General features: G+C 71.6%; 20 protein-coding genes. 12 read left to right on the top strand and 8 right to left on the bottom strand.

Annotated elements, in window-relative coordinates; all coding sequences use genetic code 11:
- The first annotated feature begins 2 nt into the window (after positions 1–2).
- Positions 3–392, top strand: a complete 390-nt coding sequence (locus ABZ564_RS10665) for a signal peptidase I (RefSeq protein WP_360852859.1) — start codon at positions 3–5, stop codon at positions 390–392.
- A gap of 128 nt (positions 393–520) precedes the next feature.
- On the top strand, positions 521–3,850 hold the full coding sequence (locus ABZ564_RS10670; protein WP_360852863.1) for a BTAD domain-containing putative transcriptional regulator: 3,330 nt from the start codon (positions 521–523) through the stop codon (positions 3,848–3,850).
- A gap of 2 nt (positions 3,851–3,852) precedes the next feature.
- On the opposite strand, the gene ABZ564_RS10675 is transcribed toward ABZ564_RS10670, so the two are convergent.
- The 3 genes from ABZ564_RS10675 to panB all read right to left on the bottom strand — a co-directional run bounded on the left by ABZ564_RS10675 (position 3,853) and on the right by panB (position 6,767).
- Positions 3,853–4,710, bottom strand: coding sequence for an ABC transporter permease (locus ABZ564_RS10675; protein ID WP_360852866.1), 858 nt, complete (start codon positions 4,708–4,710; stop codon positions 3,853–3,855).
- Entirely contained in the window at positions 4,707–5,726 is a 1,020-nt protein-coding gene (locus ABZ564_RS10680; RefSeq protein WP_360852869.1) for an ATP-binding cassette domain-containing protein, read from the bottom strand. The genes ABZ564_RS10675 and ABZ564_RS10680 overlap by 4 nt, the downstream gene beginning before the upstream one ends.
- Positions 5,727–5,882: 156 nt before the next feature.
- Complete coding sequence (panB, locus tag ABZ564_RS10685) at positions 5,883–6,767, bottom strand: 3-methyl-2-oxobutanoate hydroxymethyltransferase (protein ID WP_360852872.1); 885 nt, start codon at positions 6,765–6,767, stop codon at positions 5,883–5,885.
- A gap of 168 nt (positions 6,768–6,935) precedes the next feature.
- Here panB and ABZ564_RS10690 point away from each other — a divergent pair, with 168 nt between their 5' ends.
- From ABZ564_RS10690 to ABZ564_RS10705, 4 genes are all read left to right on the top strand, one after another.
- Positions 6,936–8,540 (top strand): MFS transporter, encoded by a 1,605-nt coding sequence (locus tag ABZ564_RS10690; protein ID WP_360852875.1) that lies wholly within the window; start codon positions 6,936–6,938, stop codon positions 8,538–8,540.
- Between the two features lie 133 nt (positions 8,541–8,673).
- Positions 8,674–9,402 (top strand): TetR/AcrR family transcriptional regulator, encoded by a 729-nt coding sequence (locus ABZ564_RS10695; protein WP_360852878.1) that lies wholly within the window; start codon positions 8,674–8,676, stop codon positions 9,400–9,402.
- A gap of 190 nt (positions 9,403–9,592) precedes the next feature.
- Complete coding sequence (locus tag ABZ564_RS10700) at positions 9,593–10,615, top strand: endonuclease/exonuclease/phosphatase family protein (RefSeq protein ID WP_360852881.1); 1,023 nt, start codon at positions 9,593–9,595, stop codon at positions 10,613–10,615.
- Positions 10,616–10,842: 227 nt separating this feature from the next.
- Positions 10,843–12,069, top strand: coding sequence for an MFS transporter (locus tag ABZ564_RS10705; RefSeq protein WP_360852884.1), 1,227 nt, complete (start codon positions 10,843–10,845; stop codon positions 12,067–12,069).
- 225 nt (positions 12,070–12,294) lie between these two features.
- Here ABZ564_RS10705 and ABZ564_RS10710 read toward each other — a convergent pair whose 3' ends face one another.
- Both ABZ564_RS10710 and ABZ564_RS10715 read right to left on the bottom strand, forming a co-directional pair.
- Positions 12,295–14,049 (bottom strand): NAD+ synthase, encoded by a 1,755-nt coding sequence (locus ABZ564_RS10710; RefSeq protein ID WP_360852887.1) that lies wholly within the window; start codon positions 14,047–14,049, stop codon positions 12,295–12,297.
- A gap of 154 nt (positions 14,050–14,203) precedes the next feature.
- Entirely contained in the window at positions 14,204–14,896 is a 693-nt protein-coding gene (locus ABZ564_RS10715) for a DUF3105 domain-containing protein (RefSeq protein ID WP_360852890.1), read from the bottom strand.
- A 241-nt stretch (positions 14,897–15,137) separates the two neighbouring features.
- Here ABZ564_RS10715 and glnA point away from each other — a divergent pair, with 241 nt between their 5' ends.
- Positions 15,138–16,499: a type I glutamate--ammonia ligase gene (gene glnA, locus ABZ564_RS10720; protein WP_360852893.1), complete on the top strand. Its 1,362-nt coding sequence runs from the start codon at positions 15,138–15,140 to the stop codon at positions 16,497–16,499.
- A 75-nt stretch (positions 16,500–16,574) separates the two neighbouring features.
- Here the strand turns inward: glnA and ABZ564_RS10725 are convergent, their stop codons facing one another.
- Positions 16,575–16,982 carry an integrase gene (locus ABZ564_RS10725; RefSeq protein WP_360852896.1) on the bottom strand — a complete coding sequence of 136 codons (408 nt, stop codon included), beginning with the start codon at positions 16,980–16,982 and terminating at the stop codon, positions 16,575–16,577.
- A 44-nt stretch (positions 16,983–17,026) separates the two neighbouring features.
- On the bottom strand, positions 17,027–17,899 hold the full coding sequence (locus tag ABZ564_RS10730; protein WP_360852899.1) for an aminoglycoside phosphotransferase family protein: 873 nt from the start codon (positions 17,897–17,899) through the stop codon (positions 17,027–17,029).
- A gap of 501 nt (positions 17,900–18,400) precedes the next feature.
- Here ABZ564_RS10730 and ABZ564_RS10735 point away from each other — a divergent pair.
- From ABZ564_RS10735 to ABZ564_RS10750, 4 genes are all read left to right on the top strand, one after another.
- Entirely contained in the window at positions 18,401–19,654 is a 1,254-nt protein-coding gene (locus ABZ564_RS10735) for a helix-turn-helix transcriptional regulator (protein WP_360852903.1), read from the top strand.
- 14 nt (positions 19,655–19,668) lie between these two features.
- Complete coding sequence (locus tag ABZ564_RS10740) at positions 19,669–20,031, top strand: hypothetical protein (protein WP_360853026.1); 363 nt, start codon at positions 19,669–19,671, stop codon at positions 20,029–20,031.
- 148 nt (positions 20,032–20,179) lie between these two features.
- Positions 20,180–20,638, top strand: coding sequence for a tetratricopeptide repeat protein (locus tag ABZ564_RS10745; RefSeq protein WP_360852906.1), 459 nt, complete (start codon positions 20,180–20,182; stop codon positions 20,636–20,638).
- On the top strand, positions 20,635–20,805 hold the full coding sequence (locus ABZ564_RS10750) for a hypothetical protein (protein WP_360852909.1): 171 nt from the start codon (positions 20,635–20,637) through the stop codon (positions 20,803–20,805). Before ABZ564_RS10745 ends, ABZ564_RS10750 begins: the two co-directional genes overlap by 4 nt.
- Here the strand turns inward: ABZ564_RS10750 and ABZ564_RS10755 are convergent.
- A complete protein-coding gene (locus ABZ564_RS10755) occupies positions 20,756–21,211 on the bottom strand; it encodes a contact-dependent growth inhibition system immunity protein (RefSeq protein WP_360852912.1) in 456 nt (151 codons plus the stop codon). The two genes, ABZ564_RS10750 and ABZ564_RS10755, sit on opposite strands and share 50 nt — an antisense overlap.
- Before the next feature lie 375 nt (positions 21,212–21,586).
- On the opposite strand from ABZ564_RS10755, the gene ABZ564_RS10760 reads away from it, so the two are divergent.
- On the top strand, positions 21,587–22,258 hold the full coding sequence (locus ABZ564_RS10760; protein ID WP_360852915.1) for an enoyl-CoA hydratase-related protein: 672 nt from the start codon (positions 21,587–21,589) through the stop codon (positions 22,256–22,258).
- The last annotated feature ends 172 nt before the right edge of the window (positions 22,259–22,430 follow it).

The following is a 22,430-nucleotide window of genomic DNA, read 5'->3' on the forward strand; positions in this document are numbered from 1 at the left end:
ACGTGAACAACAACGTATACGTGGGCAACGCCGGCAAGGACGCCGCGCTCGACCGGGGATGGATCCTCGGGCACTTCAAGGACGCGGGCGATCCCCGGCACAGCGAGGACGTCGAGATCAAGTGGGGCGTCCATCCCGTGGGCGACGAGCGGGCCCAGTGGGTGCGGGGCGAGAGCCGGACCGCGTTGCTCGTGCTCATCAGCGGGCGGTTCCGGGTGGAGCTGCCCGGGCGCAGCGTGCTGCTGGAGGAACAGGGCGATTACGTGGTGTGGGGCGTCGGAGTCGACCACTCCTGGGTCGCCGAGGAGGAGTCCGTGGTGCTCACCGTCCGGTGGCCCTCCGTCCCGGGCTACGCGGTCGGGCCGAAGGAGCCCGCAGCGCCGGGGGACTGACGCCCCACCGCGTACGACACGGCGGAAACGGTTCGCTTCCCGCCCCGGGACCGGAAAGGGTGGGGCCCATGACGAGCAGGGGCGGGGCGGCTGTGCGGACACCGGCGGGGCTCGCGGAGAATGGGGGCGTGCGCTACGGCATCCTCGGCACCACCCAGGCACTCCGCGACGACGGCACGGCCCTCTCCGTGGGCGGGGCGCGGCTGCGCGCGCTGCTCACCGTGCTCGCGCTGCGCCCGGGCCGGACGGTTCCGGTCGCCGTGCTCGTCGACGAGGTGTGGGACGGCGAACCGCCCGCCGACCCGGCCGGCGCGCTCCAGGCGCTGGTCGGGCGGCTGCGGCGGGCCATCGGGCACGAGGCCGTCGCCTCGGCGGAGAGCGGCTACCGGCTGGAAGCCGAGCCGGAGGCCATCGACCTGTTCCGCTTCGAACGGCTCGCCGGCGAAGGCTCCCGGGCCCTCGCGGAGGGCGACCCGGCCCGTGCGATGAGCGTCCTGGACGACGCCCTCGCGCTCTGGCGGGGCCCCGCGCTCGCCGACCTCCCCGACCGGCACGCCGCCGCCACGCGCTGGACGGCCCGCCGCCTCGACGCCCGCCGCGACCGGCTCACCGCCGCACTCCGGCTCGGCCGGGCCGCCGAGGCGCTGCCGGAACTGACCGCGCTCTGCGGCGAGCACCCCCTCGACGAACCCCTCCAGGCGCTCCGCCTGCGCGCCCTGCGCGACGCCGGGCGCACCGCCCAGGCCCTGGCCGCGTACGACGAGGTCCGCACCCTCATAGCCGACCGCCTCGGCACCGACCCGGGGCCCGAGCTGACCGCCCTGTACGGGGAACTGCTCCGGCAGGAGCCCGCGCCCCAGCCCGCGCCGGCCCCCGCCCGGGCGGCCCTCGGCAACCTCCGCGCCCGGCTCACCAGCTTCGTCGGGCGGGAGCGCGAGATGGAGGCCCTGCGCGGTGACCTCTCCCGGGGGCGGCTCGTCACCCTGCTCGGGCCCGGCGGCGCCGGCAAGACCCGGCTCTCGCAGGAGGTCGCGGACACCGTCGACCCCGGCACCTGGCCGGACGGCGTCTGGCTCGCCGAACTGGCCCCCGTCGACGACCCGGAGGCCGTGCCGGAGGCGGTGCTCGCCGCGCTGGGCGCCCGGGAGACGGTGCTGAGCGGGGCGGGCTCGGGGGAGCTCCGGGCCGCCGAACGGGCGTCGGGCGACGAGCGTGCCGCCGGTGAGTCGCTGGCCCGGCTCACCGAGTACTGCTCCCGGCGCCGCATGCTGCTCCTCCTGGACAACTGCGAGCACGTCATCGAGGCCGCCGCCGCCCTCGCCGACCACCTGCTGGCCCGCTGCCCCCGGCTCACCGTCCTCGCGACCAGCCGCGAACCCCTCGGCGTGCCGGGCGAGGCGGTCCGGCCGGTCGACCCGCTGCCGGATCCGACCGCCCTGCGTCTGCTCGCCGAGCGCGGCGCCGCCGCCCGGCCCGGTTTCCGGGTCGACGCGGACGAGGCGACGGCGGCGGCCGCCGCCGAGATCTGCCGCCGTCTGGACGGCCTGCCGCTCGCCATCGAACTCGCCGCCGCCCGCCTGCGGATGCTCACCCCGCAGCAGATCGCGGACCGCCTCGACGACCGCTTCCGCCTGCTGACCAGCGGCAGCCGGACCGTGCTGCCGCGCCAGCAGACCCTGCGGGCCGTCGTCGACTGGTCGTGGGAACTGCTGGACGACGACGAGCGCGTCACCCTGCGCCGGCTGTCCGTCTTCGCCGGCGGCTGCACCCTGGAGGCCGCCGAGGCCGTCTGCGCCGACGGAACCGGGTGGTCCGGCGACGTCGCCCGCCTTCTGGGCTCCCTCGTCGACAAGTCCCTCGTGGTCGCCGCCCCGGCGGACGACGGCCGGATGCGCTACCGGCTCCTGGAGACCGTCGGCGAGTACGCGGCGGAGCGGCTGGAGGAGTCGGGGGAGCGGGACGCCGTCGAGCACCGGCACCTCGTGTTCTTCCGCGAGCTGGCCCGTACGACCGACCCCCTGCTGCGCGGCTCCGGACAGCTCGCCGCCGTCCGGCTCCTGCAGCGCGAGTACGAGAACCTGCGCCTCGCCCTGCGCCACGCCGTCGCGGCCCGCGACGAGCAGGAGGCGCTGTGCATGGTGCTGTCGCTCTCCTGGTACTGGCAGATCCGCAACCTGCGCGCCGACGCCCTGCACTGGGCCGACGCGGCCGCGGCGCTCGGCCCCGACCCGTTCGCCCTGCCCGTGCGCCCCGCACCCTCCCTTCATGAGCGCTGCACCGACGCGCCCCCGCCCATGCGGCCGGAGCTGCTGGAGGAGGCGCGGCGGCAGGTGACCCTGGTCCAGCTGGTCAGCATGGACCACGCGAGGGACGAGTGGATGAACGAGGCGAGCATGGCCCGGCTGCGGGCCGTCGTCGCCACCTACCGGGCCGGCCAGCCGCAGACCTGCCGCAGCCCCGCCTCGCTCTGGTTCTACGCCGTGATGCTCACCGGCGGCGCGGCCGACCTACGCCACCTGCTGGACGAAACGGTGCGCGGCGCGCGGGAGTTCGGTTACGAGTGGGAGCTGGCCGCCGCTCTCCAGATGCGGGCCAACGTGCTGGCCAACCGCCCCGACTGGGCGGGGGAGGCCCACCGGGACGCCGACGAGAGCCTGGCGATCTTCAGCCGGCTCGGCGACGACTGGGGCATGGCCGAGGCGCTCTCCTCGCGCGGCGAGGCCAACGAGAAGCAGGGCGACTACGCGCAGGCCGCCGAGGACTTCCAGGCCGCGATCCGCTCGGCCGAGAAGCTGGGCGCCCTGGCCCAGGTGTCCGTGCTCCGCATCCGCCACGCCTCCGTGCTCACCGAGCTCGGCCGGGGCGCGGAGGGCGAGGCGGTCATGCGCGAGGTGCTGGCCGACGAGCGCCGGACCGGGCACGAGGCGAGGCCCGCGGCGCGGCTCTTCCTGGCGATGTGGCTGGGCCGGTGCGGCCGTACCGCCGAGGCGCGCGAGCAGTTCGCCCGTCTTCAGGAGGAGTTCGCGTCGGAGACCATGGCGGTCTTCGAGGGCTTCGTCCTCGGCGGCCTGGCCTGGCTGGACAACCAGGACGGCGACCACGCCCGCGCGCTGGAGCGGAGCCGGCGGGCCCTGAAGGGGATGGGGGACCCGCTGACGCAGATGGTCGCGCCGCATATGGCGGTGATCAATCTGGTCATCCTGGCCTGGGCACTGGGCGGGCTCGGCGGCGAGGAGCGGGCCGGTATCGCGGCGCGGCTGCTGGGCGCCGGCCGGGCGCACCTGCCCGAGGGCCACTTCTTGAACGCGATGGAACGCGAGAACCTCGCCCGTGCCGAGGCGCTGGTCCGCGGCCGGCTCGGGGACGCCGCCTACGAGGCCGCGTACGCCGAGGGCGGCGGCCTCTCCCTGGAGGAGGCCGCCGCCCTCGGCGACGCGTATCCGGAGCAGAACCCGTGACGTCAGGACTTCTTGCGGAACTTGGAGACCGCGAGCGGAGCCATGACCGCCGTGATGACCACGGCCCAGCCGAGCGTCAGCCAGACCGAGTGGCCGAGCGGGGAGCCCATCATGAGGCCGCGGGCGGCGTCCGCCAGGTTCGACAGCGGGTTGTAGTCGGTGAACGTCTGGAGCCAGCCCGGCATCGTCGTGGGCGGGGCGAAGATCGAGGAACCGAACTGGAGCGGCATCATGACCAGCATCCCCATTCCCTGAACCGCCTGGGCCGTCTTCATGGCGAGACCGAGCAGGATGAAGATCCACATGATGGCGGCGCCGAACGCGGCCGACAGGCCGATCGCCCCGATCAGTCCGAGCACGGACCCGTGGAGCTCCATGCCGAGGGCGAAGCCCATGCCCAGCAGGATGAACGTGGCGACCATCATCCGGCCGAGCTCGACCACGATCTTGGCGACGAGCACCGAGGAGCGCGCGATCGGCATCGTGCGGAAGCGGTCCATGACCCCCTTGCGGAAGTCGTCGTTGACACCGCTGCCGACGGCCATGGCGATGTTCATGCCCATCATCGCCATCAGGCCGGGGATCAGGTAGTTCAGGTAGTCCTGCCGGCCGCCGCCCATGCTGCCGCCGACCGAACCGCCGAAGACGTACACGAACAGCAGCACGAAGATGACGGGCATCAGCAGCGCGTCGAACATCGACTCCGGATCCTTCTTGATCTGGAGCAGATTGCGCCGGACCAGCGCCCCGATGTGGCGCAGGTTGTTCCGCAGTCCGATGGAGCCCTCGTCATGGAGCTTCGTGGCCGGCGCGGAGACGGGCGTGTCGGTGGGTGCGGGCGTCAGGGTCGTCGTGCTCATGCCGCGACCTCCTCGGGAATCGTGTCGGTGACGGTGGCCTTGTCGCCGGTGATGGCGAGGAACACCTCGTCCAGGCTGGGCAGCGCGGTGGCGACGTGGGCCAGCGAGAAGCCCCGGGCGCCGAGCAGGCCGATGACGGCGGTCAGCTGCTCGTCGCTGAGGATCGGTACGCAGAGCAGGCCCTCGTCCGGGACCGCCTGCGCGCCCGCGACACCGTCGAGACCGGTCTCCCGCAGCGCCTGGGCCATCGCGGCCAGTTCGGCCGGGTCCGAGGGGCGCAGCTGAAGGGTGCGGCCGCCGACCTTGGCCTTCAGCTCGTCGACACCGCCGCGGGCGATGATCCGGCCCTTGTCGATGACGGTCAGCTCGTTGGCCAGCTGTTCGGCCTCTTCCATGTACTGGGTGGTGAGCAGCACGGTCGCCCCCTCCGCGACCATCCGCTGCACCTCGTCCCAGACCTCGTTGCGGGTACGGGGGTCGAGCCCGGTCGTGGGCTCGTCGAGGTAGAGCACGGCCGGGCTGCCGATCATGGAGGCGGCCAGGTCGAGCCGGCGGCGCATACCGCCGGAGTACTCCATCGCGGCCTTCTTCGCCGCGTCCGTGAGCGAGAAGCGCTCCAGCAGCTCGTCGGCCCGGGCCCGCGCCTTCTTGCGGGACAGGTCGAGCAGCCGCCCGATCATGTAGAGGTTCTCCCAGCCGGAGAGCTTCTCGTCGACCGAGGCGTACTGGCCGGTCAGGCCGATGGTGCGGCGCAGCGCGCGGGGCTGTTTCACCACGTCGAAGCCGGCGACGACCGCGGTCCCGGCGTCGGGCGTGATCAGCGTGGACAGGCAGCGTACGAGGGTGGTCTTGCCGGCGCCGTTGGGGCCGAGCACGCCGAGGACGGTGCCCTCGCGCACATCGAGGTCCACGCCGTCCAGGGCCTTGGTCTCGCCGTAGTGCTTGACCAGTCCCCGCACCTCTACGGCGTTCCCGCCGGTCCCGCCGTTTCCGGGGGTCTTGTCGATTCGCGTCATGCCGACCATCAGACCAGTGCCCACCGACAGTCCGCCTACAGCGGGCCGACAGCGTGCCTGCAGCCACCGACAACGGCCGACAGCCCGCCGATGGGGGAAGTCGGCGGGCTGTCGTCGTTACCGGTGGTGGTCGTCGGGGGCGTACCCCTGCGGGCCTCAGTGGAAGGTGTGCTCCGGGGCCGGGAACGTGCCGCCGACGACCTCTTCCGCGTACGCCTTCGCGGCGTCGCCGAGGATCCGCCGCAGGTCGGCGTACTGCTTGGTGAAGCGCGGCACCTTGCCGCCGGTCAGTCCGACCATGTCGGTGTAGACCAGCACCTGGGCGTCGGTGTCCGGGCCGGCGCCGATGCCGATGGTCGGGATGTGCAGGGTGCGGGTGACGTCGGCGGCCAGTTCGGCCGGTACGAGCTCCAGGACGACGGCGAACGCGCCCGCGTCCTGCACGGCCTTGGCGTCGCGCAGCAGCTGCTGGGCGGCCTCCTCGCCCCGGCCCTGGACCCGGTAGCCCATCGCGTTGACGGACTGCGGGGTCAGGCCGATGTGGGCCATGACCGGGATGCCGGCGTCGACCAGCAGCTTGATCTGCTCGTGGCTGCGCTCGCCGCCCTCCAGCTTCACCGCGCCGACGCCGGACTCCTTGATCAGCCGGGTGGCGTTGCGCAGGGCCTGGACCGGGCTCTCCTGGTACGAGCCGAAGGGCAGGTCCGCGACGATCAGGGCGCGCCTGGTGCCCCGGACGACGGCGGCGGACAGAATGGCGATCTCGTCCATCGTGACGGGCACGGTGGTCTCGTAGCCGAGGTGACAGTTGCCCATGGAGTCGCCGACGAGCATGACCGGGATGCCGGCCTCGTCGAAGACGGACGCGGTCATCGCGTCGTAGGCGGTGAGCATGGGCCACTTCTCGCCCCGCGCGGTGGCGGCGGCGATGTCGTGGACGGTGACCCGGCGGTTGCTCTTGCCCCCGTACAGCGCCTTGCTGCTGTCGGAGGGGGTTCCCGCGGGGGTGGCGGACTGGTTCTGCGCAGCCTGGATCGACATGGCAGGTGGCTCCTTCATCATCTCGAGGCGCCCTGACGGCGTCCCCGGATCGCTTCCATGGTGGCATCCCGGAGCCGGTCGCGGGAAGTGCGCCGCGCGGCCGGGCCGTCGGTAAAGAATTTACAATACGAGACGGTCTCGTATCGGAATGTCGTTAGGCTGCTCCTCATGTCCACACCGTCCGGCGCTCCCGCCGTGCCCCAGATACCGGAGGCGGTCCACCGCCGCCGCTGGGCGATTCTCGTGGTCCTGATGTTCAGCCTGCTCATCGTGGTGCTGGACAACTCGATCCTGAACGTCGCCGTCAAGACGATCGCCTCCCCCTCGCCCACCGGCATCGGCGCCACCCAGAGCGAGCTGGAGTGGGCGATCAACTCCTACACGCTCGTCTTCGCCGGCCTGCTCTTCACCGCCGGCCTGCTGGGCGACCGTCTGGGCCGCAAGAAGGTCCTGCTCTTCGGCATCACCCTCTTCGGCATCGGCTCCGCCCTCGCCGCCATGTCCGGCTCGCCCGGCCAGCTCATCACCTGGCGCGCCCTGATGGGCTTCGGCGCCGCCTTCGTCATGCCGGCCACGCTCGCCGTCCTGATGAACGTCTTCGAGCGCGACGAACAGCCCAAGGCCATCGGCATCTGGGCCGGCAGCGTCGGCCTCGGCATCGCGATCGGCCCCATCACCGGCGGCCTGCTCCTCGAACACTTCTGGTGGGGCTCGATCTTCCTGGTCAACGTGCCCGTCGTGATCATCGCGCTGGCCGCCATGGTGTGGCTCGTGCCGGACTCGAAGGACCCGAGGCCGGGCCGGCTCGACCCGCTCGGCGTGGTGCTCTCCATCATCGGCCTGGTGCTGCTGGTGTACGGGATCATCCGCGGCGGCGAACTCGCCGACTTCACCGACGTCTCGGTCCTCCTCCCCGTCATCGGCGGACTCGCCGTCCTGGTGGTCTTCGTCCTCCACGAGAAGCGCAGCGCCAGCCCGGCCATCGACGTCTCGTACTTCAGGAAGCCCGCGTTCTCCGCCGCCGTGGCCGCCATCGCGCTGGTCTTCTTCGCACTGATGGGCGTCACCTTCTTCTCCGCCTTCTACCTGCAGAGCGTCCGCGGCTACAGCGCCCTGCAGTCCGGTCTGCTGATCCTGCCGCTGGCCGTGGCGCAGATGCTCTTCGCGCCCCGCGCCCGGATCGTCGTCGCCCGCTTCGGAGCCCGTGCCGTCTGTACGGCCGGCATGCTGGCCGTCGCCCTCGGCCTGGCCGCGTTCGCCCTGTTCGACGCCGATACGCCGGTCTGGGTCATGTGCGTCGTCTTCTTCGTCCAGGGCACCGGCATGGCCCACGTCATGCCGCCGGTCACCGTCGCCGTGATGCAGGCCCTGCCGCGCGAGAAGGCGGGCTCCGGCTCGGCCGTCAACAACACGTTCCGCCAGGTCGGCGGCGCGCTCGGGATCGCCGTGCTCGGCTCGGTGCTGTCCTCCGTCTACCGCGGTGGCATCGAGGACCACCTCGGCGCGCTGCCCGCCGCGGCCCGGGACGCGGCGGGGGAGTCCATCGAGGCGACCCTCGCCGTCGCGGAGAAACTGGGCCCCCAGGGCACCCCGCTGGTCGGCGCGGCACACGACGCGTTCATGAGCGCCATGCACGTCACGGCCCTCGGCTCGGCCGCCGTCGCCCTCCTCGGGACGCTCGTGGTCGCCCTGTGGCTCCCCGGCCGCGAACCGGCCGGTGAGCGGCCCGTACGCGAGGAGGAGCGCCCCGCTCCGGCGGGCGCCGGCCGATGACGCCGGCCGCGTACGGCTGAACCCGTCGGGTGAACCGGACCGCCCCGCGCGGCCCGGTTCACCCGCGGGGGCCGGAAGCGGCCGGACCCCTTCCGCGTCGGCGAGAATCGGGGGCGGCGAAAGGTGGTTTCACGTGCAGGCTCAGGCACCGGACGAGTGGGCTCGGGGCGCGGCGGACGGGCGGCCCGGCGAGGTTCCCGGACCCAAAGGGAGCGCCCCGCGACCCGGCGAGGAACACGAACCGCGGCGAGGGCGGCCGCGCAGCGCCGCCGCGGAGCGGGCCATCCTGGACGCCGTCGTGGAGCTGCTGGAGGCCGGCGAACCGCTCGCCGCCCTCTCCATCGAGCGCATCGCCCGCACCGCCGGCGTCGGCAAGGCCACCATCTACCGGCGCTGGGCCGGCAAGGAGGAGCTGTTCGTCGACGTGCTGCGCGCCATCGAGCCCCCGGAACCGGACGTCTCCGGCACCGGCGGACTGGGCGACCTGCGCCTCCTGCTGGAGTCGATGCGCAGACGCGGCCTCGCCCAGCGCTCCTCCGCCCTGCTGCACAACGTGTTCGCGCAGATGAAGAGCCACCCCAAGCTCTGGCACGAGTACCAGTGCACCGTGATCGCCCCCCGCCGCCTCGCCATGGTCGCCGCCGTACGGCGCGCCGTCGAGGCGGGCGAGCTGCGGGACGACACGGACGTGGAGCTGATGGACGACCTGTTCCTCGGCCCCATGCTCGTACGCACCCTCCACCGCCCCGACGCGCCCCTGCCCGAGGATCTCGCCGACCGCATCATCGCCCTGGCCGTCGAGGGCCTCGCGCCCCGGCGGCCCGGCGCCGGGCCGGCCGGCGAGGCCACCGGCCGGGGCTGACGCGCCGGGCGCGGACGAGTGTGATCGTTTCGTCACAGACGCCCGCGATTCCCCGCTCCGGCGGAACTGCCGGAGCCGCCCGCCACGTCCTCGTGGCAGTACGGCCGCCCCGGGCGGCGTGAAAGGCATCGCGCATCCCCTAGGGTCGGGAGCGCGGCGATGTGTACGGCAAGGCAGTGAGGACAGCGCGATGGTGCAGGCGTACAGGGCGGACACCGGGAACGGCGGCGTGGGACCGCGGCGCTCCGGCTCCCGCTTGTGGGACCTGCGCGACAGACTCGTCGGGAACCGCGGCATCTGGCGGCGCGGGATCGTCCTGGCCTGCTGCTCCCTCCTGCTGACCCTCGTCATGGTCCTCCACGCCCGGATCCCGAACCGCATCGGCAACCTGGGCAGCCTCACCGAGACGTTCCTCCCCTGGATCGGTGTGTTCATCCCGCTGCTGCTCGTCCTGGGCCTGCTGCGCCGCTCGGCGACCGCGCTGGTGGCGCTGCTGCTGCCCGTCGTGGTCTGGCTCAACATGTTCGGCGGCCTGTTCGCGGACAAGTCCGGCGGCGGCGGCGATCTCACCGTCGCCACCCACAACGTCAACGCGGACAACCCGGACCCCGCAGCCACCGCCGACCAGGTCGCGGGCTCGGGCGCGGACGTCGTCGCCCTCCAGGAACTGCCCGCCGGCAAGGTGGCGGCGTACGAGAAGGCGCTCGCCGGCCGCTTCCGCTACCACTCCGTCCAGGGCACCGTCGGCCTGTGGAGCAAGTACCCGCTCAGCGACACCCGGCCGGTGGACCTCAAAATGGGCTGGGTCCGCGCCATGCGGACCACCGTCACCACGCCCGAGGGCCCGCTCGCCGTCTACGTGGCACACCTGCCGTCCGTACGGGTCAAGGTGCACGCCGGCTTCACCGCCAACCAGCGCGACCAGAGCGCCGACGCCCTCGGCAGGGCCATCTCCCACGAACCGCTCGCCCGCGTCGCCCTGCTCGGCGACCTCAACGGGACGATGAACGACCGCGCGCTCAACGCGGTCACCTCCCAGATGCGCTCCACCCAGGGCGCGGCCGGCGACGGCTTCGGGTTCAGCTGGCCCGCGAAGTTCCCCATGGCGCGGATCGACCAGATCATGGTCAAGGGCGTCGAACCGATGTCGTCCTGGACGCTCCCCGCCACCGGCAGCGACCACCTCCCGATCGCCGCCCGCGTCAAACTCTGACGCAACGGGCCGTTTACCGGAACGCCCCAAACCTCTGAGAGACTTTGTTTCGTACGGGAACAAGGTCGCCGGCGACGAGGCCGGTCCGCCGCCGTGCGCACCGCCGACCGGCGGCCCGCGCGGGCGTGCGTACGACCACGTGCCCTCCCGCCCCTCCGCGCGCCCGCAGGCCCCGACCGGGTCTCGCCGGGCTGCGGACGGGGCCTGAAGCGGAAAGGTCTCTCCTCATGCCCCTGGCCCTGCTCGCGCTGGCCGTGAGCGCCTTCGGCATCGGCACCACCGAGTTCGTGATGATGGGCCTGCTGCCCAATGTCGCGGACGACCTCGGCACCTCCGTCCCCACCGCCGGCTACCTCGTGTCGGCGTACGCGATCGGCGTGGTGCTCGGCGCCCCGCTGCTCACCGCCCTCGGCTCCCGCGTCCCGCGCAAGCGGATGCTCCTGCTGCTGATGGCCCTCTTCACCGTCGGCAACCTCGCCTCCGCGCTCGCCCCCGGCTTCGGCTGGCTGATCGCGGGCCGCCTCCTGGCCGGCCTGCCGCACGGCGCGTTCTTCGGCGTCGGGGCCGTCGTCGCCTCCCGGCTGGTGCCCGAGGGACGCCGGGCCCGGGCCGTCGCCACGATGTTCCTCGGCCTGACCGTCGCCAACATCGTCGGCGTACCGGCGGCCACCCTGCTCGGCCAGCACCTCGGCTGGCGGGCCACCTTCCTGGTCGTCGCGGCCATCGGCGTCTGCGCGATGGCGGCCCTCGCCCGCCTCGTCCCGCAGATCCCCGTCGAGGCCCGGCAGGACGTGCGCCACGAAGTCCGCGCGATGGGCAACCGGCAGGTCCTGCTCGGACTCCTCACCGCCGTCTTCGGCTTCGCCGGCGTGTTCGCCGTCTACTCCTACCTCTCGACGATGACCACCGAGGCGATGGGCTTCGGTGAATCGGCCGTGACGCCCGTGCTGGCCCTCTTCGGCATCGGCATGACCCTGGGCGCGCTCGCCGCCGGCCCGCTCACGGACCGGGCGCTGCGCCCGACGCTGTACGGGTCACTGGGCGCGCTCGCCGTCGTCCTGGCCGTCTTCCCGCTGGCCGCCCAGGTGAAGTGGGCGGCGCTGGTGATGGTGGTGCTGCTGGGTGCGGTGGGCTTCATGACGACCACGCCGCTCCAGATGCTGGTGATGAACAAGGCCAAGGACGCCCCCACCCTGGCGTCCGCCTCCAACCACTCCGCGTTCAACCTGGCCAACGCGGGCGGCGCCTGGCTCGGCGGCGTGGCGATCTCGGCGGGCTGGGGCTGGACGTCCCCCGCCCTGGTCGGCGCGGTCCTGGCGGTGGCGGGCCTCGCGGTCGCGGTCACGGCGGGCGCGCTGGACCGCGACAGGGGCACGTCGAAGGTGGTGGCACGCCAGAACCCGGCCCGTCCGGCGCTTGAGGACAAGACCTCGGCCGGCGCGGACCGCACCTGAGCAGCGAGACCGGCCGACTCCAGCCCGTCCGGCGTTCGAGGACAAGACCTCGGCCGGCTCGGGCCGCACCTGAGCAGCGAGACCGGCCCCTTCCGGCCCGTCCGGCGTTCGAGGACGGCTCGGGCCGCAGTTCCTGACCGGAGACCGGCACGACCAAGCCCGTCCGGCGCTCGAGGACGAACCCCCAGCCCCGGACGGGCTCGCGTATCCGTGGATCCGCCGGCTTCAGCCGGCCTCGCGCCACCGATTGGTGATCGGCAGCCGCCGGTCCTTCCCGAACCCCTTCGGCGAGATCTTCGTCCCCGGCGGATACTGCCGCCGCTTGTACTCCGCCGCATCCACCATCCGCAGCGTCTTCGCCACCAGTGCCCGGTCGAAACCGGCCGCGACGATCGCTTCGAGCCCCTGGTCCCGGTCGACGTACAGCTCCAGGATGCGGTCGAGCACGTCGTAGTCCGGCAGCGAGTCCGTGTCGACCTGGCCCGGCCGCAGCTCGGCGCTGGGCGGCTTGGTGATGGACGCCTCCGGGATCGGCGGCGTCTGCCCGCGCTCCTCGGCGGCCCGGTTGCGCCACTTCGCCAGCCGGAACACCGACGTCTTGTACACGTCCTTGATCGGCCCGTACGCGCCGACCGAGTCCCCGTACAGCGTCGAGTAGCCGACCGCCAGCTCCGACTTGTTGCCCGGGGCCAGCACGATCTGGCCCTCCTGGTTGGAGATGGCCATCAGCATCGTGCCGCGCAGCCGCGACTGGAGGTTCTCCTCGGCGAGGCCGGTGAGCCCCAGCGACCCCATGTACGCGTCGAACATCGGCTCGATCGGAACGGTCCGGTAGTTCAGCCCGGTGCGCCGGGCCAGCTCGGCCGCGTCGCCCTTGGAGTGGTCCGAGGAGTACTTCGACGGCATCGAGACCCCGTACACCTGCTGCGCGCCCAGCGCGTCGCAGGCGATGGCGGCGACCAGTGCCGAGTCGATGCCGCCGGAGAGCCCGATCAGCACGCTGTTGAAGCCGTTCTTCGCGGTGTAGGCCCGCAGGCCCACCACGAGGGCCGTGTACAGCTCCTCGTCGTCGTCGAGCCGCTCCGCGTAACCGCCGGCGAGCTCGGGCTCGTACGCCGGCAGCGGCTCCGCGGAGAGGACCACGTGGTCGATCCGCAGGCCGTCGTTGACCACACCGGAGGGCGCCTCGGCGGAGGCGGCGGGCAGCTCCAGGTCGAGGATCACGCTGCCCTCGGCGAACTGCGGGGCGCGGGCGATGACCTCGCCCTCCCGGTCGACGACGATCGAGTCGCCGTCGAAGACCAGCTCGTCCTGGCCGCCGATCATCGCGAGGTAGGCGGTCGTGCAGCCGGCCTCACGGGCGCGCTTGCGGACCAGTTCCAGCCGGGTGTCGTCCTTGTCCCGCTCGTACGGCGAGGCGTTGACCGACAGCAGCAGTCCGGCCCCGGCGGCGCGCGCGGCCGGGACCCGGCCGCCGTCCTGCCAGAGGTCCTCGCAGATCGCGAGCGCCACGTCGATGCCGTGCACGCGTACGACGGGCATCGAGTCGCCCGGCACGAAGTACCGGAACTCGTCGAAGACGCCGTAGTTCGGCAGGTGGTGCTTGGCGAAGTTCAGCGCGATCCCGCCGCGGTGCAGCACCGCGGCCGCGTTGCGCGGCGAGCCGGCGGGCTGGCCGTAGCGCTCCGCGGCGAACTCCGAACGGTCGAGGTAGCCGACGAGGACGGGGATCTCCCCGAAGCCCTCCGCGTCGAGCCGGGCGGCGAGCGCGCGCAGCGCTTGGCGCGAGGCCTCGACGAAGGACGACCGCAGGGCCAGGTCCTCGACGGGGTAGCCGGTCAGCACCATCTCGGGGAACGCCACGAAGTGGGCGCCCTGTTCGGCGGAGTGCCGGGTCCAGTGGACGATCGCCTCGGTGTTGCCGGCGAGGTCGCCGACGGTCGAGTCGATCTGATTCAGTGCGAGGCGTAGTTGAGGCACGCGGCCCACTCTAATCGTCTGACTGACGCGATGCCCGGGCGGGCCGCGCGGAACGACGACGCCCGCGGCCGCCGTCGCCCGCCCTGGGGCGGGCGACGGGTGCGATCACGGTGCGGGGGAAGGGCCGCCCCGGCCCGTCCGCCGGGCCCCCGGCCTACGACCCGTCGAGCCCGCCGGTGCAGGCGGCACCCGGCTCGGGCGTCTGCGGGCCCTGCACGTAGTGGGCGAAGAACTGCGCCACGCGCGGGTCGTCCGCACCGTCCACGGTGACCTGCTTGCCCCAGGCGCTCAGCATGATGGCCCCGGCCTGGTCCTTGTAGGGGCTCATCAGCGAGTACGGCGTCTTCGACACCCGGTCGGCGAGCTTCTTCACATCGGCGGTGGGCGCCTCGTCGGTGTACGTCACCCAGACCGAACCGTGCTCCAGGGCGTGCACGGCGTTCACGTCGGGGACGGCCTTCTCGTAGACCTCGCCGTCGCAGTTCATCCAGACCGGGCTGTGGTCCCCGCCGACCGGGGGCTTCATGGGGTAGGTGACGTTCTCGCTGACGTGGTTGCGGGTCAGCTTCTTCGCGTCCCAGGACTTCTCGCCCTCGATCGGTCCGGTGGCCAGGTTCTCGTCCTTCTCCCCGGCGGAGGGCGAGCCGCCCTTCCCGTCACCGGTCATCGAACTGCTCGAGCTGCCGGAGCCGCCGTCGGATTTGTCGAGGACCGTATACGTACCGAAGGTGACGAGCCCGGCGACGACGACGGCGCCGAGGCTGATGGCCAGCACCCGGTTGCGGCGGTCCCGCGCGCGGTCGGCGTTGCGCATCTGTTCTATGCGGGTCCTGCGGTCGTAGCTCATGTGGGTCCTTCGGGGAAGGGGCGACGAGGGGACGGGCGGAGCGGGGAAACCGGGGGCGCGCGGGCCGGTGACGAGGCGATCGGCGCCCGTGCACACCACGGGCGCCGATCGTAATGGGTGGCCGAGTGCTCCATGTCACGTTGGGTGCGTAATCTGGGGGAAATCCGGGGTCGTGATACTGGAGTCTCTCCCCAGCCCCGGGAGGTGGAGCACAAGCCGTCTGAACTGCAAGGATGTGGCTATGGACAAGCAGCAGGAATTCGTCCTCAGGACCCTTGAGGAGCGCGACATCCGGTTCGTACGGCTGTGGTTCACCGATGTGCTCGGTTTCCTCAAGTCCGTGGCCGTGGCGCCTGCCGAGCTTGAGCAGGCGTTCGACGAGGGCATCGGCTTCGACGGCTCGGCGATCGAGGGCTTCGCCCGGGTGTACGAATCGGACATGATCGCCAAGCCGGACCCGGGGACGTTCCAGATCCTCCCGTGGCGCGCGGAGGCACCGGGCACGGCCCGGATGTTCTGCGACATCCTGATGCCGGACGGCTCGCCGTCCTTCGCCGACCCCCGCTTCGTACTCAAGCGCATCCTGGCCAAGACCTCGGACCTGGGCTTCACCTTCTACACCCACCCGGAGATCGAGTTCTTCCTGCTGAAGGACAAGCCGGTCGACGGCACCCGGCCCACCCCGGCCGACAGCTCCGGCTACTTCGACCACACCCCGCAGAACGTCGGCATGGACTTCCGCCGCCAGGCGATCACCATGCTCGAATCCATGGGCATCTCGGTCGAGTTCAGCCACCACGAGGGCGCACCCGGCCAGCAGGAGATCGACCTCCGCTACGCCGACGCGCTCTCCACGGCCGACAACATCATGACCTTCCGCCTGGTCATGAAGCAGGTGGCGCTGGAGCAGGGCGTGCAGGCCACGTTCATGCCGAAGCCGTTCTCCGAGTACCCCGGCTCGGGCATGCACACCCACCTCTCCCTCTTCGAGGGCGACCGCAACGCCTTCTACGAGTCCGGCGCGGAGTACCAGCTCTCCAAGGTCGGCCGCTCCTTCATCGCGGGCCTGCTCCGGCACGCGGCGGAGATCTCCGCCGTCACCAATCAGTGGGTCAACTCCTACAAGCGCATCTGGGGCGGCTCCTCCCGCGCCGCGGGCGCCGGCGGCGAGGCCCCCTCGTACATCTGCTGGGGCCACAACAACCGCTCCGCGCTGATCCGCGTCCCCATGTACAAGCCCGGCAAGACCGGCTCCGCCCGCGTCGAGGTCCGCTCCATCGACTCCGGCGCCAACCCGTACCTCACCTACGCGGTCCTCCTCGCCGCCGGCCTCAAGGGCATCGAGGAGGGCTACGAACTCCCGGCCGGCGCCGACGACGACGTCTGGGCCCTCTCCGACGCGGAACGCCGCGCGATGGGCATCGAACCGCTCCCGCAGAACCTGGGCGAGGCGATCTCCCTGATGGAGAAGAGCGAACTGGTCGCCGAAACCCTCGGCGAGCACGTCTTCGACTTCTTCCTCCGCAACAAGAAGCGGGAGTGGGAGGAGTACCGCAGCGAGGTCACGGCCTTCGAACGGAAGGCGCTGCTGCCGGTGCTGTAACCGCAGGTCAGCGCTGGTAGGGCGCTTGGACGTGGCTTCGGGCCGGCGGTGTCTCACCGTCGGCCCGAAGTCGTTCTAGGCGCCCTGGGCCGTCTGTGGGCCGTCTGCTGTCGTAGCGAGGGCCTCGTACATGCTGTCCGCGGCCTTCCGGGTGCGGCCTTCACTGCTCGGCATGAGGTGCGTGTAGACCCGCAGTGTGAACCCCGGGTCGCTGTGGCCGAGGTACGTGCTCAGCGCCTTGATGTTCTCGCCGGCGTCCAGGAGCACAGACGCGTAGAAGTGCCGCCGCGCGTGCATGCCGTGCTCGCGAGCGGCCTGGTGACGCTCGCCGGGCCGCGGCAAGACGCCGGCCTTCACGAGTGCGGGCTTCCAGACGCGGGTGTTGAAGTCCGTACGCCGGACCGCACCGCTGCCGTCAGCACGAGTGAACAGCAGCTGCTCGGTGACGAGCGGGCCGTCCGGCCGCAGCCATGGCAGTGTCACGGCCGCGGGAGGGAACTTCTCCCGGTGCAGCTTGAGTACCTCCCCTACTCGATCGGGCAGGTGAAGTTCCCCCCTCTCGGCTGGGCAGCCCGCAGTTTCCGACCGAGAAGCCTGGACAGCCGGGCGGCTTGCCGCTCAGCCGTCCCAGGCGGGTTGCGCGGACGCTGAGGGTCGTCGAACGACAGGAGGAACAACCACACGAGGGCCAGTAGCCGACGACACGCCAGCAGTCGCGCTCGTTCCGTGGCGCTCAGATCGAACTGATCCAGGAACATCTCGACATCTAGCGGCTGGTCAACCCAGCTGGCCACGTGTTCCGTGATCTCTGCCAGTTCGAAAGGCCGGTCGCTGACACCGGACTCCTCGAAATCAACGACCCGCACGCGAGAGCCGTCCCACAGATAGTTGGCGAGGTTCCCGTCACCTGGCCCAAAGACCCGCGGGACGTCCGGCGAAGCGACTTGTTCGAAGCCTGAGCGAGCCAACCAGTCCAGGCCGCAATCCATGGCTCTCCCCACCTCAGCGCTGACGCGGGGGCGGGCCAGTGGTGTCCAAGCTCGGATCTTGGCAATGAGTTCATGCTGCTGGCCGGGCCGGACCGGGACCTTCGCAAGTGCCTCTGCCGGCACCGCCGCATACATCTCGCTTGTTGCCGCTGCCAACGCCTTGAGCTGCTGCTCGCTGAGCACCTGACCCCGAAGCGGCTCACCCGGCAGCCGGGACATCACTACGACCGGCTCCTCGGCCGCAAGGTCTGCACTCTGCGGAGCAGGAGCCAAGCCCGGTGCATACGCGGAGAGCAGGGTCAGCGCCCGCCACTCCCGTTCGCACTCCTCGCGGCTCCCGCGTCTAAACCTCTTGATCACACTGTGGGGCTTGAGCTCGATGCAGTGAGTACTCCAGGCGGCGGAAGTCATGAAACATGATCCTCCCAGCAGCTCCGCAGGCGCCAAAACCTTAGTCCGGAAAAGTGCGGCCGCGTCGATGCAACCTGATGCCGCCGTACGACGCGCCTCCTCGGCGAGGGACGGTGGTAGGCGGCGCCAGAGCGTGCACCGCATCACAGCGCCGTTCGGGTGGGGCGGCCGGTGCAGCGCGGGCACATGCACGGCGGGAACACGCCGGAGTCGATGGGTGCCACCCGGCTGCTGCCCGCCCTTACGTCTGTCCTCGGCCCCCATGACCGGCCGGAGTCGCGGGAGACCCGGAGAGTCATGACCACCTGTGCGTCGCTGTCCTTCGCCAAAGGGTCTCTTCCCATGCTCATGATCGAACTCCTGGGTGGCTTCGTGTGTCTGCTCTGGACGACACCCAGGAAATCGCGCGAAGTCGCAGGTCTCCACGGCAGCCATGCGGCAGTCTTGATGCAGATTCGGGCACGGCGCGGAGCCGGTCGGAGTAGGCCTGAGGGAGGTGTCATGGGGCTGGCGGAACGGCGCAGGACGCTGGGCTACAGTCAGGAAGAACTGGCTGAGCTGGTGGGCGTGGACCGCACGACGGTCGGGCGTTGGGAGAGGGGCACGATCCAGCCGCAGCCCTCCCAGCGGCGGCGGCTGGCGTCAGCGCTGGAGGTCAGTCCCCAGGAGCTGAATGCCCTCCTGTCACCGCCAGCAGCGGTAGTGAAGCAGACAGCAGGGCGCCAGTCCGCACGTTCCCACTACGCGGGAGACCCCGACGAAATGATTCGCCGTGAATTCCTTCGGATACTGGCCATCAGCGGGGCCCTGACCATCCTGCCGGTGGAAGAGGCCGAGGCTCTTGTCGACGGTGTAGGCCGGGGAGAGCCGGCCGACTTCGCCCGCATGAACGTCCACCTCTGGCAGGTCTATCAACTGGCTCGTTCCAAGGGATCCGTCTACCCGGTCGTCCGTGATCAGCTGACGACTCTGACCGAGGCACTGGCAGGCCACCGCGGAAGCCCTCGCCCTTTGCTGAACGCAGCGGCCGACCTGTTTCAGCTCGCCGGTGAAGTGGCGTTCGACGGGAGTAGGTACGCCGACGCGGCGGCTTCGTACTCTTTGGCGGCAACCGTCAGCAAGGACGCCGACGCGTACGACCTGTGGGCGTGCGCACTCGTTCGGCACGCCTACGTCGACATGTCGGAGCGGCGCTATCAGGAGGCCGCGCAGATGCTCGGGGCCGCCGCGAGGCTGGCGGAGCGGGGCGACAGCCACCTCTCGACGCGCCATTGGGTCGCGTCGGTCCAGGCCGAGGCATACGCGGGCTTGGGTGATCTGGACGCGTGCGAGCGCGCGATGGACCAGGCAGAGCGTGTACGCGACTTGACTGGAGGCAGCGTCAGTGGCGGTTGGCTCAGGTTCGACGGTGCGCGCCTCACGGAGGAGCGGGGTTCGCGGTACGTCCAGCTTGGGCGCTTGGACCTGGCGGAGCAGGCGTTGCAGGCAGCGCTGAAACAGACTGCTCTGGCGTCGGGGCCGTCCTACCGGCGACGTGCGGCGGTGCTTGTCGACCTGGCCGCTATCGGTGCGAAGCGCCGCGACCCCGACCAGGTGGTCACGTACGGAAACGAAGCCGTCAGCCTGGCGCGCACCTCGGGGTCCGGCTATGTCGCCCGTAGACTCCGTGGCCTGTGCGACGAGTTCGGGCCCTTGAGCCGCGACCGGCGTGTGACGGAGCTGGGGGCGGAAATCGGCGTGCTCAACACACTGTGAAGAAAGGCGTGTTCATGTCGCAGACCGAAGGTGCGCGTTTGTTTCGGGAGAGTTGGATCGCCGGTGTGCGGCAGCACTTTCCCGGGGAGCCGAAGGCCGGGTACGTCACGCCGTGGGAGGAAACCCCGCAGTGGGAGCGGGAGGCGGCGGGGGCGGTGTACGCGCAGGTGCGGCAGTTCGTCGAGGTGAGTGGCGGGCACGTGGCGCGGCTTTCGCGGGAGCAGAAGGGGCGGTTCGTCGCCCTGTGCTGGACCGCCCAGATGTACAAGCACTTCGAGGAGCCGAAGCCCGGTTATGTGGCCGACTGGGATGAGTTGCCGGTGTGGCAGCGGGAGACCGATGCCGACATCTTCGAGGCCGTTGAGGCCGTGCGGTGAGTGCCGGTTCCGTGCGGTCGTTCGGGCGTCCTCGGGGTCGGGGCGGCCGAGAAGAGCGAACTGGTCGTGGAATCCCCCGGTGGCGGGAACCCGGACGCCCGTGCGGTCCGTCGTTACCGGAGACGTCGGTGTGACCGGGAGGACGCGTATGTCGCCAGGATGGAAGGCCGCCGCGGTGGTGCTGGCCGCCGGGTGTGTTGCCGAGGTGGTGCGCAGGCGGCGGAGGGGGAACTGGGTGGCGCGGGCATTCAGGGAACTCGACGTCCGTGACCGGACGTTGCGCGAAGAGGCCCCCGGAACCGTCGACCTCCGGCACGAGGCCCATCGGCTGCGTGAGCTGGGTGACGCCGCCGGTGCGCTGGAGGTCCACGAACGGCTGCTGGCAGCCCGGGTGGACGCGCTGGGCGCGGACCACCCGCAGGTGCTCGTCACACGCTTCAACCACGCCGGGCACATATGGGAAGCCGGAGACGAGGCCGGCGCTCTGGCCGCGTACGAACAAATCCTGGCCGACATGGTGCGCGTGCTGGGGGAGGACCACCCCGAGACGCGGTGGACCCGGAACGTGCTGACGATCCGGAGGAACAAGGCACAGGGCGCCCCATGACCGGCCGACGGGCGACGACCACCCTGTGGCGCCCCACAGCCGGTACCCCGTGCGGCAGGCAGGCGGGCGGGCGGACGATCCTGGAACTGTGGGTTCCGGCGGAGGAGCTGGACGACTTCAACGCGCACATCGTCGGCGAGATCCAGGTGGTTCACGCGTTCCGCTGACTCCGGCGACGAAGTGGCCGATCTCCCCCGCGGCACCGCGGGGGAGATCGTCGTACGCCGGCTCCGGCAGGCCCGGGACGACGTACGGCAACGCCACCTGCTGGGAGGCGGGCGTCCGCAGATCCGCCGGCCTCAGCTCTCCCACGTGCACGCGCCGCAGCGCGTGCGCCTTCCGCGCCAGACGGGTCGTGCCGGAGGACGGATCCGGCCAACGCGGCGGGGCCGGCTCATCGGGCGTCCGGTCGAGATGTGGCGGAAGGCCCATGACGCTTCGGTGCGACGGGGGTCGTGCGCACGGTTGTTGATCAGGCGTCAGGTCCACGTGGCGGGCCCTGCGGGACCCGGTCGCCGGGGCGCCGGGCATCGTGCGGGTGGGGCGCGAGGCGCGGGGTGAACGGCTCGCCATCGCCGCCGAGCCGGACGTGGAGGCCGGGGCGCCCCGGCCTTCGCCGCCCCTGAACGATCGCCGTGGCCCCTCTTGCACGTTCTCTGTCCCACCCCATAAGTTACCGACAGGTAGCCCGTTCGGCGGGCCATGTGCCGTCGGGAAAAGGGGGTGGGGAAGTGAGTCCGCGCAGGAGTGGGAGCCGGGACCGGGCCCTTGCCCGCAGCGGAGCCCCACGGGGCTCGGGGTCTCACTCCTTCCCCGGCGGGGGCCGCGGCTCACCCCCGAAGCGGCCGCCCCGGGCCACGGCCACCGCGCCGGCCCCGGCCCACGGTCCCGGCCGTGGCCCGCAGCCGCTTCACCTGATCAGCGTCAGCCCAGCCCGAAGGAGTCGTCATGCCCTCGCTCGACCGTCAGGACAACGTTTTCGTTCTCGACCTCGGAGACGGAGAGAACCGCTTCCACCCCGACTGGCTCACCGCCGTCAGCACCGCGATCGACGAGGTGGAGAAGGCCGAGGGCCCCCGCGCCCTGGTCACCACCGCCACCGGAAAGTTCTACTCCAACGGGCTCGACCTGGACTGGCTGATGGCCAACGGCGACGAGTACCACCGGTACGTCGTCTCGGTCCACGAACTGTTCGCACGGATGCTGTCGCTGCCCGTCATCACGGTGGCCGCACTGCAGGGGCACACCTTCGCCGCCGGTGCGATGTTCTCCCTCGCCCACGACTTCCGCGTCATGCGTGCCGACCGCGGCTACTGGTGCCTGCCCGAAGCGGACATCGACATCCCCTTCACCCCGGGCATGGCCGCCCTCATCCAGTCCCGGCTGTCCCCGCCTGCCGCGCACAAGGCCATGGTCACCGCCCACCGCTACGGCGGCACCGAGGCCGCAGCCGCCGGCATCGTCGACCAGGCGGTCACCGAGGACGCCGTGCGCTCCACCGCGATGGAGATCGCCCGGGCGCAGGTGAACAAGGCCGGCGACACTCTCCGCACGATCAAGGCCCGGATGTACGCGCCGGTCCTGGCCGCCCTGCGCGACACCGCCGATCCGCTCGGCTGACCGGCGCCTCCCCGGCCGCACCGCCACGCACCCCGGGACGCTTCTGTTCCGCGGGTGCCCGGCAGGCCGCACGCCGCGCGACGAGCGCGCGCCCCTGCCGCACGGCCCTGGACGGCCCGCGGCGGTAACCGACCGTCCCCGCAGACGTTGAGGATCTGAGGTAGCCTTTCGC

Source organism: Streptomyces sp. NPDC019224, from assembly GCF_040632605.1.
GTDB lineage: Bacteria > Actinomycetota > Actinomycetes > Streptomycetales > Streptomycetaceae > Streptomyces.